We start from the raw sequence: 14,176 nt of genomic DNA, 5'->3' as shown, positions 1-14,176 counted from the left end.
TCCTCCTAATATAATCGTGTATTTTAATGGAGCATTAATGAGCCGCCATCAACCATAATTGTTTGACCTGTAATGTATTGGGAATCCTCTGAAGCTAAGAAAACTGCAACTCGACCAATATCATTTTCTACATTACCGAAACGTCCCATTGGAATTTTGCTTCTAACCGCTTCATAATATTCAGGCTGTGCTTCTGCCCATGCCTGTACACCTGGTGAGTAGGCAAGCGGGCTAATAATGTTTACATTAATACCAAATCGTCCCCATTCATTTGCTGCAACTCGTGAAATTCCACGGATCGCTTCTTTCGCCGCAGCATAAGCACCTTGGGTTTCGTGTCCAGCAAGTCCGGCACCAGATGCAAAGTTAATCACATTTCCTTTTGTTTCCTTCAAGTACGGAAGTGCCGCTTGCATTAAATAGAATGTTGGATAAAATCCTGTACCAAATGATAAATCTAAATCAGCTTGAGTTGTTTCTTCAATCGTTACTTGTTTTGAAGCATGAGCATTATTTACTAACACATCTAATTTACCGTATTTGTCAGCAACTGTTTTAATAATTTGACTAAGGTTTTCGCGATCCATTAAATTCGCTTGAAGAAACATTGATTTTGGAGAAATGGCTTGCAATTCCTCTTCCATTATTTTTCCAGATTCTTCATTTAAATCTACAATCGCTATTATTGCCCCTTCCTTTGCCATTGCCTTTGCCATCCCACTGCCGATTCCGCCTGCACCGCCAGTAATAATAACCACTTTATCTTGTAATTTCCCCATCCAAACATCCCCTTTTAGAAATTATCAACAAATATAGTTTAGCACTAAACTACTTTAATTAAAAGTATTTCCTCTCAAAAGAAATTAGGTACTTTGTGCCATCTGCTCAGTCGGGACAGATGCGGACAAGTCCATTTTCTCAATACAAAAAGAAGGGACAGAATACTGTCCCTTCTCCTAAACCTGAAGTGATTTTGCTTGCATTTGGTACATTTGATTATAGATGCCGCCTTCGGCGAGCAGTTCGTCATGGGTGCCTTGTTCTTTAATGATGCCGCGGTCTAATACGAGAATGCGGTCAGCATTTTTGATGGTTGATAGTCGGTGTGCAATGATAAATGTTGTACGGCCCTTCTTTAACACATCCATCGCATGCTGAATAATTTCCTCTGTCTCTGTGTCGATATTAGATGTAGCTTCGTCCAATATTAAAATTGCCGGGTCGAAGGCAAGCGCGCGAGCAAATGAAATAAGCTGACGCTGGCCGGAAGATAGCGTGCTGCCTTTTTCAATCACAGGTTCGTCAATGCCTTTTTCAAGATGGCCAAGTACTCGTTCCGCACCTACCGCTTTCAATGCTTCTTCGACCTTTTTCCGTGTAATTCTCGGATCATTCAAGCTTACATTCGAAGCAATCGTACCTGTAAATAGATATGGATCCTGTAAAACTATCCCCATATGCTGGCGTATCGTTTGTCTAGGTATAGCCGTAACATCTGCTCCATCAATATAAATCTTCCCTTTCGATGGATCGTAGAAGCGAAATAGCAGATTCATAATTGAACTTTTCCCCGATCCTGTATGACCAACAAGTGCAACTGTTTCCCCGCGCTTCGCTTCAAAAGATAAATTCTTCAAAACATATTCTTCGTCTTTATAGGCAAATGAAACATCTTCAAACATAACATTTCCTGCGTATCTTGGCATTGTTTCTTGTGAAACCTTTTCTCCAGTTAAATCCAATACTTCAAACACACGTTTTCCAGCAACGAGAGAGCGTTCAAGCTGCGAGAACTGATTAACAACATTCGTAATCGGATTGAATAATTTTGTTAAATAATCAACAAATGCGTAAAGCGTTCCAGCAGACACTAGCTCAACCGCTGTTAACGATTGCGTCCCGAAATAGATGATAAATATTGTAAACATAATAAGCCGTAATGTATTTACAAGGTTAAATGAGGTGGCCGAATCCAAGAACAATAGTTTTCTCCCATAAGCATAATGTTCCTCATTCATCTCATCGAATTCATTCGTCATTTGCTTTTCACGGCGAAAGGCTTGAATGATTGTCATCCCTTGAATGGATTCATTAATCATTGCATTAATATCCGCAATTTTTGTACGAATCACTTCATTATATTTCGATGCGAATTTTCGATATAAAATCATCCACAGATATACAATCGGAATCATGACCAAGGCGATCAATGCCATTTTCCAATTTAAAATAAACAGTGCGATATATACACCCGCAATAGAAATGAAGCTTGTTGCAAAGTTAGAAAGCACCTGCACATATAAATTCCTTACTGCTTCTGTATCATTCGTGACGCGTGCAACAATTTTGCCAGCCGGAAGGTGATCAAAATATTGAATAGGAAGCGTTTGTATATGCCCAAATACATCTTTACGCAGCTTTTGTACCACCCGATTCGCACCAATTTGCAAATAAATATACATAAAATAACGCAAAACAGCTGTTGCAATCGCTAAGATTAAATATAAACAAAGCAGCCATGCAATTGGCTCCATTTCAATTTTTCCAATGGTCATATGCTCATCAATAATATATTTAGCAATAAAAGGACCTGCAAGCTCAGTAAAAACTGCAGCCGTCAAGAAGATTAACCCTAGAAAAATAGGTCCCTTATAGTACATGGCGTACTTTGTTAATCGTTTACCTGTGCTCATGACGCGCCTCCTTCTAGCTGTTGACGGTCAAATTGTTCCTTATACCAGCCATTTTGTCTGAGCAGCTCTTCATGCGTTCCTTGTTCAGTAATCTGCCCTTCATCGAGCACAATAATTTTGTCTGCATGCTGTACACCTGACAAACGGTGGGTCGTAATAATTGTCGTCTTCCCACTTCTTTCATTCTGAATGTTTTGGATAATTCTCGTTTCTGTCTTTGCATCAACTGCTGATAGCGAGTCATCCAGGATTAATATTTCAGGATCTTTGATGAGTGCACGAGCAATCGACACCCGCTGCTTTTGTCCCCCTGATAAGGAGACACCTTTTTCCCCGACAAGCGTTTCAAGCCCCATCGGTAAATTTTCCAAATCCTTTTCAAAATAGGCAAGATGAATGGCTTTCTTCAAATCACTTTCCGTTGCATCATCTTTTCCAAATAAAATATTTTCTCGTATTGTACGTGAGAATAGCACATGATCTTGTGGAACATAACCAATCCAATCAAGAATCTGCTCCTTTGTTTGGGAGGCTATATCAATGCCGCCAATATTTAATTGCCCTTCATCAATTGGATACTCACGCAGCAGCTGTCTTAAAAATGTTGTTTTTCCTGCACCTGTTTTTCCAACAATCCCAAGTGTTTCACCCTTTTTCAATGATAAGGAGATTTGCTGTAAGTTCTTCACCTGGCTCGTTGGGTATTGAAACATCAAGTCATCAAAACCAATCGTACTTGGTGACTTGATTGCAACAGGGTCATTCGTGTTTTGTACATCTGCTTTATAATTAAGTGTTTCCTGCACACGGTCTAGTGAAGCATTGCCCTGCTGCATAACATTAATTAACTCGCCAATGGCAAAAATCGGCCATACAGCTAGCCCTAAATAGACATTAAAAGTTACAAGCTGGCCGACAGTCATTTCCCCATTTGACACGAGAAATGCACCATAACCAAGTGCAACGACAAAGCTAATGCCTGTTCCGATTTTTGTTATCGGTCCAAATAACGCATTAATTTTTGCCGTATGCATGTTCTTCTTGTATACTTCCTCACTCATATCTGCAAAGTTCTTTTCATCCTTATTCTCTTGTACATAGGCACGAATCACGCGCACACCAGCCACAGACTCTAAGACACTATCATTCAGTTCACCAAATGCATCCTGCGCCTTCATATATCGTTCATGTACAAGCTTCCCTAAATACTGAATTAAAACAGCCATGATCGGCACAGGCAGCATCGCAAAAAACGTTAATTTCCATGAAATCATAAAGCCCATCGCAAATATTATCGAACCTAAAAATAACGTAGAATCCATTAATGTCATGATTCCAAATCCTGCAGTTAAAGAGACCGCATTCAAATCATTGGTTGCGCGTGCCATTAAGTCACCGGTCCGATTTTTCTCATAAAAAGTCGGCGTCATTTTCAAAAATTGCCGCATTAATTTACGGCGCATTACTTTTTCAAGATTTAGTGCGCCTTCAAATAATCGATATTGCCAAAAGAAATTCAAAAAATAGCCAAAGACAATAATGGCAGCAAAAATTAGTATATATTGGCCTAATACCGCTTTGTTCATTTCTCCAGCTGTTATTATATCGATAATGGATCCAAGTAAGTAAGGCGGGACCACTTCTAACAAAGTGGCAATCATTAATAAGATAATCGCTATGGTATATTGCTTCCAATATTGTCTAAAAAACCAGCCTAGCTTCCCTAAAACATCAAACATGTATCATACCCTCTTCCCTTCTTGAGCTGTTGTACAACCGCTACCCGCTATCCAGCAACTCACTATTAAAAAACAACCATCTAAATCTGTACCGCATCATCCTCGACTCCTTTTTAATATTCCACCAAAAAATTCCACCAACAAAAAGATGCATACCCCCAGAAAGAGCATGCATCTCTAGAAAAGGCATAGAAGTCGTACCTACACCTTTTATCGTATAAAGGAATTCACAATTATACAGAGAAGAGGCAAGGACAATGTATGAAATTAATAGCTTTGAAGCATGTTCTAAGATCTCGCATTGTCCATTCCTCCTTTGTAAAAATTATTTAGTGTTCTTGAAGATTACCATTTTTATCTAATAATTGTCAACAGTCAGATAACAGGAAATCTGTGTCCAAAGTTTTTTTGCAGTTATAATGAAGAACCATAAATGGCAAAAGCAAAGAAAACCTCTTAGGTGCATAAATGCCTAAGAGGTTTTCCCTTACTCTAAATCATCATTTATTGATTTAAAGAATCATCTGAACTGTTTGATTGGTTATTCCTTTTCTTTTTTCGAATGAAACCAAATAAAGCTACAATTCCAGCTACCGCAATTACTCCAAATTTTTTCCCAAATGCAAGAATAACAGCAAGTATGCCCGCCTTTTTAGCTACTGCCAGACCCGCACCGCCAAGAATAAGTCCAGTTAAACCGTAATCTGCTACTTTATCAGTAGATTTATCAAAGTCTTCATATCTTTTTCCATCATTCACCTTGAACTTTGAAAGGATTTTTTCATCTAGCAGTTTTTTATCCGCTTCTCTGTTTTGTGGATCAGTTACTAGAATAACCGAAATGTTTCCCTCTCTTGTTAAGATTCTTGTATTGTAATTTAAAAAGGTTTCTTTGTTTTCATCTTCAAGTAACATAGACCAAGTCAGGTTATGCGTTTTTTCCTCATAGAAAGGCTTAATATCCCAGCCAGTTACATAGAAGCGGTCACCCGGCTGGCGTTCCTTATTTGCTTCTTCTGTACCTTCTTTATAACTCTTTAATAGTGCCTTTGCATCTATTTTCTCTTTTTCTGCATCCTTAATGTGCCCAGTCTCTTCATAGTCAAAAAAGACTGCCCATGTTGCATTCTCATCTGTAGGAAAGATGCTGCCCACTTCAAGACCTGAAACTGGATCCCCGTAATCCATACTCATTTTCTTCGTATTTTCTGCATCAAGAAAGACAAATTCTGGGTCAAGATCCACTGTGGCAATTCCGCCAAGATCAACGGGTTGTCCCCCTTCAATCCAATTATAATCTTCTTCTGCTGCCACTGTTGTACTAAACATCATGCATAGTACAAACAACATTAATACCAATCGTTTCATTATAAAATTTTCCTCCCAATCTCTCATACATAAATAAATTAACAACAATAAATGCTATACCAAAATTACCCATTTATGATTTTATCATACTGTTATTACAATAAAATGGGTATAATTGCATGATTTTTACAATTGATTAAGGTTATGAATTTTTCTTCTTCTAAAAATCATACTAATTACTCATATTAGTGACGTTTTAAAGGTTCTTCATTCACATAAACACTATGTAAACCTTAGTAAATCGAACTATTTTTGTAAGCTAAGATTTTTATAGATTTCCACTTTTTTTGTGTCCGAAACATTCTTATAGTATCGTTTTCACCATCACAAACAATACTAAAGAACTAGTTATTTAGTCCCTTTCAAAAAAATAGAAAGGTATGAAAAATTTTTTCTATATATAATTTTGGTCTTTATCTATCGATCATCACATATTTTTTAGAGAGTAGAGTATCACATTTTATTTGAAATAGGGGAGACGAAAATGATCACAGTAAATTTTTTTGAAAACAAAAATCTTTTATTAAGCCAATTGCTCAATAATGTCCCATCTGTTGGTGAAACCCTAACCATTAAAGGACGTAAGGGGAAGGTTTCAAGCGTTACTAGTTCAGATGAGAGAAACTACCATGTACAAGTTCTTCTAGAGACAGTCAGTAAAAACAAACCTACTATAGACAATACAAAAAAGAAGAGAAGATAATCAGGAGATAAAAATTTTATTTTTCATTTCTAGTCAACAAGGACGAGTAAATTTAAACTGCATGCCACGCTTTAAAGTTGGGGACAGATTACCTGTCCCTTTCAAATGATTTCTTTAAGTAGAAAGAGTATGAAAAACAATATCCGGGAAACAATAACCCTTAATCTTTAGATTAAAAGCAAACGATATTGAGGGATAGAATTGGAGAAAAAGTTCATTCAAGCTATTCAAAGCTTTGCACACCCACTCAATGATCTTCGAGATCTTGATGTCCTATTAAAAGGAATTAACAATAAAAAGTTTGTTTTACTCGGTGAATCCTCACATGGAACCTCGGAATTTTATCATCTTCGAACAGAACTTTCGAAAAAACTTATTCTGGAAAAGGGATATACCTTTTTAGCAGTTGAGGGTGATTGGCCCTCTTGCCAGAAAGTCAATGAATATATTAAAGGCTGGGATCTGAAAAGCAACCATGCCCGAGACGTATTACAGGCATTTAGCCGCTGGCCAACTTGGATGTGGGCCAACGAGGAAATGGTTGAATTTATAGAATGGCTAAAAGCCTATAATCAAAGACAGCCTCTTGAGAGAAAAGTTGGATTTTACGGGATTGATGTCTACAGTCTTTGGGAGTCATTAGATGAAATAGTTAACTATTTAGAAGAAACAAACTCTCCTAATGTTGAAGCAGCAAGAAAAACAATAGCATGCTTTGAACCATTCAATCGTCAACCCGAAAAATATGGTGTATCTGCAGCCTTCTACTCAGATGGCTGTCAGGATGAAGTCATTAAATTGTTAACGGATATTTCCTTAAAAAGGAATATCTATTTAGATAATGAAGAAAGCGGATTAAACCTTGAAGTCAACGCACTTATTACGGCAAATGCGGAAAGTTACTATCGGACAATGATTACAGACGATAAGGAATCCTGGAATATTCGTGACCGCCATATGGTTGAAACATTAAACAGAATCATGATGTTCTTCGGGAATCAGGCAAAGGGAATTATCTGGGAGCATAATACCCATGTTGGCGATGCCAGGGCAACAGACATGGCAGATGAGGGAATCGTGAACGTGGGGCAATTATTGAGGGAACAAGAAGGAGACGAAAATCTCTATATTATTGGTTTTGGCACACATCGCGGATCAGTCATTGCTGCTGACCAATGGGGCAAAAACTTCAAACAGATGATGACCCCTCCAGCACAAGCTGGCAGCTGGGAAGATCTTATGCACAGGGCCAATGCTAAAAATAAAATATTACTATTCAATAATGAAAATAGGCATGTATTCAATTATCCCATCGGACATCGTGCCATTGGCGTCGTATATAACCCTCTATACGAACACTTAGGAAATTACGTACCCTCAAAAATGTCCGAACGATACGATGCCTTTATTTATATCAATAACACGAATGCACTTCATCCACTTACGGGACAGAGAGACAGAAACCGTGTCCCCGCAGAGAATCAGCAATAGGATCAAAAGGAAAGCGAATCAGCCAACCTCAGAAAAAGGCAAAAAAACAACCAGTTACTGTAAAAAAACAGCAGCTGGTTGCTTTAAAATTATTCCCTTTCAACTTCCGATCTATTTTAAAGATTGAAATTGGATTTGTTCATTTTGAACTACGTATTCCCCATTACCTAGATCATACATGCCCGGTACATAACGATACACTCGATATTGTTCTCCCTTTTTCAAAATACGTGGGAGTTTTTTTGTTTTGTTGATTTTTTCCCAAACAACTGTATCCTGTAAGACAGTTACTTTTCCGATTTGACCCGGGCGTAATTCAAGCCCTTTCCACATTTGCTTAGTCCGTTTTGAACCTGTTAGTGCGTTTTTGTCTAACATGGACTTCGATGGGGTTTCATAACGAATCGCATTTGTTCGTTCAACCCAAATGTCTCCGCCTAATCCAAGCATCGGTGAAATCGCTTCATAAGCTGGAACAGTTTGCCCTGCTTTTAATGCATCCACCTTTTTCAAGCGGTTGTTAACCAACTCGTATATTGGTACTGATTTCTTCGCACTTACACAGCCGATTGCGTCAGTTGAAAGAGCATCTTTTCCGCATGTTTTCCCATCAAAGTATGTTTGAGCACCGTCCATATAGACAATTGTAAAGGTACTAAACTTGTTTACACTGAATTCTAGCCCTAATTCACCATTGTTCTTATATGGAATTACTTTTCCTCGTAAAACTTCCTTCGTTCCATCGCTATGTTCAATAAAGATAGCCAGATTATCAAGAATTTTTTCTCGTTCCTTGGCATCTGCAGGCAAGCTGTCTTTTAATGGAAGAATAATGGAAACTTCACGGCTTTGCATATTTGTTTCAATTTCCATCGGTCGGCCAAGAACTTGTACTTTTTGATTATGCGCAATTTCTTGAATGATCTCTTCCTTCTTTGCACGTTCCTCTACTTGCTTTTGTTGTTCCTTTGACTTAAGCGGAACAACGCGGAAATATAAATCGTCATTGAAAGAAGAAATGGACTCTGTTGGAATCGCAATGATCGCATTGTCAGTGGCAATTACAAGCTTTATTTTGCCATCGTTAAGCTGTTTCAGAGCTGACTTTGGAATTTCCACTTTTACCTCTGATACTTTGTCGTTTGTATCTGGAATGACAATTCTTGCTGTATCAACACCTTGTTGTTTTGCTTTTTCAACAGTATCTATTGCGATGCTTTCTGACATGGAAACGTGATCCTTCACCGTGCCATCTGGTTCCGTTGTACGTGTGATTGGTGTTTTAGTTAAATTTGTTCCGTTTGCCCCATCAACATCGACAACGATTTCTTCAGAATTTGACGGCGGGACTGACTCTTCATTATTACTAGGCGGAGCAGGATTTTTAGTGAATGTTACGGTTGTTGCTTCACCTGCAGGCTTATTCCCAGTCGCTTTCACGCGTACCAATACTGTTACATTACCAGGAAATGCGGGAGCATTATTTGAATCATAGCTTGTCCACGCAGTTCCGTTGTTACTTGAATATTCCATTGTACTGTCCGCACCGATAATAACATTCCGTTCATCGTTCGCCGACACTTGAGGTTGCTCTGGCGGATTAAATCCCCTATTAATTTGTAATAGATATGTCTTTGTACTTCCACCTTTTGCCGTAACAATTATAGAAACCGAGTTATCACCTTCTACTAATGGCAGTGATTGTGAGCCGCCATTTTCCATCATATGACCATTTACAACTGTACTTGCTGTTGGGTCTATAGTACTCGCAGTTATATCAATATTCGTCACATTAAACGGTACAGTTAATGAATAATTAAGTGTCTGCGGGTCAAAGGAAGGCATAAAATCTCCCGATGAAACCATTAATGTTTTTAAATCTGATGATACAACATGTATCGTTCTTATTACTTCAACAGCAGCATTCCCTTTCGAATCAGAAACATTGTATCTTAAAAGGTACGTACCTAATTTAGACTTATCAACTGAACCCGTCACTGTTACATCGCCGCTTGTATCTCCGTCTACTTCATCAGATGCCATGTAACCAGGCTCGACATATACTTCACCTTTGTTCAAATAAACCGTATTTTCTCCAACTAGAGAAATGATTGGCCCTTTTTTATCAGCCACATTAAAGTTAACTTTTGCTTGATCCGTAAGAGGATCATTCATTGAGTTGCTTTTTCCATTATCCTCAATGGTGTAGTTAAAGCTTGCTGATCCGATCGTATCAGGGGTGAAAATTATCTTCCCATCCCGAATTTCAACTTGACCGCCTTCAGGATCTTCAACAGATTTAATCGTTAGTTTCTGATCGCTCTCATTATCAGGTCCCTGTTTATCATTTATTAAAAGATCTTCAAATGAAATGGTGATTGGTGAACCTGCTTCAAAGTCAGAAAGTGTATCATCCTCAGCAATTGGGGAATCATTTACTTCCGTAACAATTATAGATGCTTCCACTCCATCACTTAATTTTGTCCCATCTGTACCTGGAGCAGCCTGAACAATGAAACCAAAGCCTGTAGTTCCATATTCGTTAGGATTTGGAGTAAATTTCAATCCTGCCATGCCTTCCGCTACAGTGATAAAGTCACCCTGACTAATCATAGTCGTTCCATCATTTTTATAAAGGATTCCGCCTGTAACACCTGTAATTTTATAATAGTTTACGGGAGCCCCTCCAGCATCAGTTGGTGTTATTACTAAACCATTTGTAGTTTGTTGGTCTTCGTTCGTTACGGCATTTGTTACTATCGGCTGATCTGCAGGAGCTTCAATTGTAAATGAAACCTTCCCTACATGTGTCAAAGGATCCGGATCGCCATTCGTTGTACCGTTATCCTTAACTGTATAATCAAAACTTGCAATTCCTCGGAAGTTTGACTGCGGTGAAAAAATAATATTCAGTCCTTCAATTCGGACTGTACCTCCAACAAAATTCGCTATATCCGTTACCGTTAATGTTTGACCAGATTCATTAGCAGGTCCAGCAGAATCATTCGCAATCAGCGTATCGAAAGGAATGCTAAATTCAGGTGCATTTTCCGAAACAGATAGCAATGAATCATCTGCAGCTTCTGGCGCATCATTTACTTCACTAACAGCTATAGTTGCTGTTGCCGCCTCACTTAGACCGAGTCCTGAATCATTTAGTGATGCTTGAGCCTTAAAGGAAAATGCATCCCCAGCTGAGCTATTAGCATCAGCGGAGGGTTTAAATTTCAATCCAGCCTCACCATCAGATTTTGTAATAAATGCCCCATCCTGTATAGGAGTAGTTTCATCATTTTTATAAAGTTCTCCGCCTATAATTTCAGTTATCTTGAAGTGAGTCACATTCGAATCTTCTTCCTGTGGGGCAATCTTTAATCCACTTGAATTTACTCTATCTTCTTCTGTTATTGCATTTGTGACCTGAGGCGCTTTTGCGTTTCTTGGATTTCCTGTAAAAGTTAAACTAGCTTCCTCACCCGCTGGTGTTCCCTCTAATGGATTCGCAGGGATTCGTACATGCACCGTGTTATTTCCACTTAAATCAGGAGGATTCGACGAATCATATTGAGTCCAAGCTCCTCCGTTTATTTGATATTCTAATAGAATATTTATATTGATCATTTTATTATTTTCATCATCTGCAAATACATTAGGTGCAGAGGTTAATCGGTAAACGATGATCGTATAAGTTTTTGTTGTTGACTGATCTTCTGCTGTTACCGTTACATCTATTGTATTTTTTCCAGTGATAAGGTTCACCGCATGACTTGCAGACTTATTATTCACCATTACTGTTGCAGTAGTATCTTCTCGTGTCGGAATAACAGTAACACTTTCTGTAGCAGAAGGAACACTTGCAGAATAAGTCAGTGTATTCTTATTAAACACAGTATTTAATTCACCTGCAGACAGTGTTAAATTGCTCAAGTTTGCATTATTATTTTTCGTTGTAAAAGTCTCGTTACTACCATAGCTCGTACCAGCAGAGTTTGTTGCATATGCGCGATAATGGTACATTGTTTTCGACTGTAAAAATGCAAGGTCGGCAGTAATTATTCCTTGAGTACAAGATGATACAGATGCTTTCAATGCATGCTCATCATCTACTATAGGATTTTCGCTTGTTGAGTATACGATTCCACAATCCGTTATTTCTGAATGGCCATCCGATACAATATTCCCACTGGCTACTGCACTTTCTGATGTTATATCCGTTACATTTGTATCTGTTGTGACAATAGGTGCTGCAGTATCCTCCGCCCACTTCGCATATAACGTAGTATCACTATTCACTTCTGAATTAAAATCAAATTCAGTTGTATATGTATTGTCCATGTACCACCCAATAAATGAATTACCAGCTTTAGTAGGATTCTCAGGCTTGTTCACTTTTCCATTTTCAATAATAAGTTGAGAATCGACCGAACTACCACCAGCGGTATTAAAATTACTATTGTAGCTATTTACTATATTTATAGATCCATTTTTCACATCAGACATAATATCCTGAATTTCATTGTCTGAAAAATTAAGATTTTCTTTATTACTTTTATCAATTGTCAATGCGGAATTTCCTAAAACGGCATTGCTTTTTACTTTAACTTTCACCTTGAATAGCTCAGTTGCAGTCGTTATAAGGGACTCTCCAAGTGTATCGTCGAACCATAATACCGCTAGCCTATCTTCTCGCTCACTAATGTTGAAATCAAAAATTCCACTAACAGATTTATTTGGAATAATATCTAGCACTTCAAGTATATTCGGATCATAATTTACCTTTATGCCATATCCTGCTATTCCTGTGATAGGCGTATTAATAGAAACAGGAATATTTTCTGTCAATCCCTTTCCAACCGTAACATTACCAATGGTTACTGTTACTCCTGGAGTTTTAACGTCATTTAATGTTGTTACTTCTTTCATTTGATAAGCATTTTTATTTCCTGCTGCATCTTTTACGATTACATTGAAATAATAGGTTTTATTCGGAGATAATCCCGCTGCATGAAACGATGTTAAATTTTTTTCAAATCCGCTTCCTAATGGCACACCGCTCTCGATTTCACTCACAGTATTAAAATTACTATTAGTAGATTGATAAACTCGATACTCCAAATCACTCGTAACAGTAGTATCATCAACTGCGCTCAACCAGTTTAATGTAACTTCTGAAGTACTAATGTTGTCAGCTCGAATTGTTCCATCTGGCAGGTTCGGTGATGCGCTATCAGAAGTTCCTGTTTCTAGTACCAGTTGCGGACGCAAAGAAGAATTTGGGAAAATATAAGAAGCATAGGTAAATATATTTTCTGCATTCTCTTCATTCCCTAATATAGCCAGGGAGATAATCTTGTCATTGTTAGTAATTTGTTGTTTCACAAAATTTGTTACATCAATTTCTTTCCAGACTCCCGTAGCTATATTGGAATCTTTGGCAATAATTAATTGATCTGTTTCAACATTTAGAGAATCCTTTTGCCAGACATCTGTATTCATTCCATAAACGGTTACATACGGTTTAGTTTGAGCATTTGAATCCCCGTCACTTATACTAGTTACAAAAATTTTCAGTTTGGCACTTTTAATATTTTGATTAATGTCGGATAAATCAAATTGAATTGCCGATCTTTCGAATCCCCAATCAAAGCTCTTCCCTCCCGTGTGTTCTGTTAATTCATCTGTATATCCATAATATTCATTCCACACTGCATTCTTTGAAGCAGGCTTTATTATTTCTCCCGCTGAGGCAGCATTAGCCTTTACTGCAAATAGGCCATTATTTCCCACACCAACCATCATGACACACAAACATAAAGCTATAATAAAAAACCTTTTTAATCCTTTCACTAGCATACCTCTTTCTTTTCTCCATACTATTTTCCTATATTTCCATTTTAATAGACGATTCTAAACAAATTCTCAACAAATTAGACAAAAAGTAACAAAATACGACAAAAAGCCCATCCAATAAAAGATTTTTCGGTTGGATATAATATTTTATTTTTTTCTTATATAAATAAAAATAGGGACAGTAATCCTGTCCCCATGTCCTTAAATTAATTTAAGCTATTAAAAATAACATAGTCATCCTGCACCATGTATTTTCCATTACCTAAATCATACATACCTGGTACATATCGATAAACTCGATACTGTTCTCCCTTTTTCAAAATACGAGGGAG

At 37.7% G+C, this 14,176-nt stretch carries 7 protein-coding genes; 2 read left to right on the top strand and 5 right to left on the bottom strand.

Annotated elements, in window-relative coordinates; genetic code table 11:
- Nucleotides 1–23: 23 nt before the first annotated feature.
- The 4 genes from ASU02_RS21570 to ASU02_RS21555 form a co-directional block, all read right to left on the bottom strand.
- Nucleotides 24–779, bottom strand: a complete 756-nt coding sequence (locus tag ASU02_RS21570) for an SDR family NAD(P)-dependent oxidoreductase (protein ID WP_057767493.1) — start codon at nucleotides 777–779, stop codon at nucleotides 24–26.
- A 177-nt stretch (nucleotides 780–956) separates the two neighbouring features.
- A complete protein-coding gene (locus ASU02_RS21565) occupies nucleotides 957–2,693 on the bottom strand; it encodes an ABC transporter ATP-binding protein (RefSeq protein ID WP_057767491.1) in 1,737 nt (578 codons plus the stop codon).
- The gene (locus tag ASU02_RS21560) at nucleotides 2,690–4,432 is read right to left on the bottom strand and encodes an ABC transporter ATP-binding protein (RefSeq protein WP_057767489.1); all 1,743 of its coding nucleotides are present in this window, start codon (nucleotides 4,430–4,432) and stop codon (nucleotides 2,690–2,692) included. The genes ASU02_RS21565 and ASU02_RS21560 overlap by 4 nt, the downstream gene beginning before the upstream one ends.
- Nucleotides 4,433–4,936: 504 nt before the next feature.
- Nucleotides 4,937–5,800 carry a DUF2167 domain-containing protein gene (locus ASU02_RS21555; protein ID WP_232426318.1) on the bottom strand — a complete coding sequence of 288 codons (864 nt, stop codon included), beginning with the start codon at nucleotides 5,798–5,800 and terminating at the stop codon, nucleotides 4,937–4,939.
- Nucleotides 5,801–6,284: 484 nt separating this feature from the next.
- Here ASU02_RS21555 and ASU02_RS21550 point away from each other — a divergent pair, with 484 nt between their 5' ends.
- On the top strand, nucleotides 6,285–6,503 hold the full coding sequence (locus ASU02_RS21550) for a hypothetical protein (protein WP_057767487.1): 219 nt from the start codon (nucleotides 6,285–6,287) through the stop codon (nucleotides 6,501–6,503).
- Between the two features lie 201 nt (nucleotides 6,504–6,704).
- Entirely contained in the window at nucleotides 6,705–7,994 is a 1,290-nt protein-coding gene (locus ASU02_RS21545) for an erythromycin esterase family protein (protein ID WP_057767485.1), read from the top strand.
- A 111-nt stretch (nucleotides 7,995–8,105) separates the two neighbouring features.
- On the opposite strand, the gene ASU02_RS21540 is transcribed toward ASU02_RS21545, so the two are convergent.
- On the bottom strand, nucleotides 8,106–13,841 hold the full coding sequence (locus ASU02_RS21540; RefSeq protein WP_057767483.1) for a DUF4073 domain-containing protein: 5,736 nt from the start codon (nucleotides 13,839–13,841) through the stop codon (nucleotides 8,106–8,108).
- Nucleotides 13,842–14,176: the final 335 nt, after the last annotated feature.

The sequence above is a fragment of the Cytobacillus praedii genome (assembly GCF_001439605.1).
GTDB lineage: Bacteria > Bacillota > Bacilli > Bacillales > Cytobacillaceae > Cytobacillus > Cytobacillus praedii.
Note: the sequence above shows the minus strand (reverse complement) of the source record. Positions and strands in the feature narration are given on the sequence as shown.